Source organism: Mesorhizobium sp. CA7, from assembly GCF_020165015.1.
Lineage (GTDB): Bacteria > Pseudomonadota > Alphaproteobacteria > Rhizobiales > Rhizobiaceae > Mesorhizobium.
The window spans coordinates 1-1389 of the sequence record NZ_JAIUHH010000040.1 but is presented as its reverse complement, the minus strand read 5'-3'; the positions used below and the strand labels follow the sequence as shown (position 1 = coordinate 1389).

Annotated in this window: 1 protein-coding gene; it reads left to right on the top strand. The window is 63.1% G+C overall.

All coding sequences use genetic code 11. From position 1 onward, the window contains the following. Nucleotides 1-403 precede the first annotated feature (403 nt). A complete protein-coding gene (locus LB552_RS29575) occupies nt 404-1192 on the top strand; it encodes a DUF1223 domain-containing protein (RefSeq protein WP_224532841.1) in 789 nt (262 codons plus the stop codon). The last annotated feature ends 197 nt before the right edge of the window (nt 1193-1389 follow it).

Sequence of the window (1389 nt, the reverse complement as noted above, 5' to 3'; positions counted from 1 at the left end):
TGCCTACTGCCTACTGCCTACTGCCTACTGCCTACTGCCTACTGCCTACTGCCTACTGCCTACTGCCTACTGCCTACGCCTTCCCAACCTCGCCGTCGCCGCCAGCAGTCCCGCGGCAATGAAAGTCAGGTTGGTCGAAGCATTGGCCGGCTCCGCCCAAAGTCCAGGCCCCGTCCGCTCACAATAGAGATCGACTGGGGTCAGGAGAGTTTGCCCCATGGCGAGGACGCTGCTCCCGAATCGAACCGCGCCGTGAAATGCAATCACCCCGCCTATTGCGCCCTTACCTGCTGCTGCAACATCAAAAATTTCACCGCAACGTGACTTCCCGTTGACTGGCGCTTCTGCCACATATTTTGGCAATCAGAACAAGGCCGGCGTCACCGGCGGGAATTGGAAAGTCATGGCAATTCAAGGACGATTGCGGCTTGCGGCACTGGCGCTGGCCCTCACCGCGTTGGGCGGCGCGGCCCTTGCAGCCGAGCCCGCCAAAGCCGTGACCGGCAAGCCTCAGACCGACAAGCCCTTGGGCGTGATCGAATTGTTCACCAGCCAGGGCTGCAGTTCCTGTCCGCCGGCCGACGAGTTCTTTGCTGAGCTCGCCGGCAAGGACGACATCATCGCGCTCGCCTACCACGTCAATTACTGGGACTATCTCGGCTGGCAGGACACGCTGAGCACCAAGGAAAACACCGAGCGTCAATATGACTATATGCGCGCCTTCGGCAGCCGCTCGGTCTACACGCCGCAAGCCGTCATCAACGGCCGCAGCCACGTCAACGGCGCCAGCCGCAAGGATGTCGACGGCGCCTTGGCCCGGATGGACCGGACCGGCGAGGGCATGCGGGTCGGCATCAAGGTGAGCCGAACCAGCGACCGCGTCATGATCGACGCGGGCGACGCCGGCAACGGCCCGAGCGACGCCCATGTTGTGATCGTCTATTTCGATCCGCCGCAGACGGTGAAGATCGGCCAGGGCGAGAACAGCGGCCGCAGCCTGACCTACTGGAACGCCGTTTCCGACATCCAGACCGCCGGCATGTGGCACGGCAAGGCGCAGCGTTACGAACTGCCGATGACCGAGATCGCCAAGAAGGGCGGCTGCGCGGTGCTGCTGCAGTCGGTCGGCAAGGACGGCATGCCGGGGCCGATCCTCGGCGCCGCCTTCATCCGCAAACCGGACCGGCTTTAGCTCCCCGTTCTAGCAATTGGCTTTTCGTCCGCTAGCGCGGACCGCTTCTCACCACAAGGCAGGCAATCTCTGGGAGTTCGGATAGCCGGCATGCCTTGATCGGCGTGATTGATCGGCTGAAGGCTTGATTGCCAGGTGGTTCCCCCAATCCGTCGCTGCTTCGCAGCGCCACCTTTCCCCCCTCCGGAGGGAAAGGA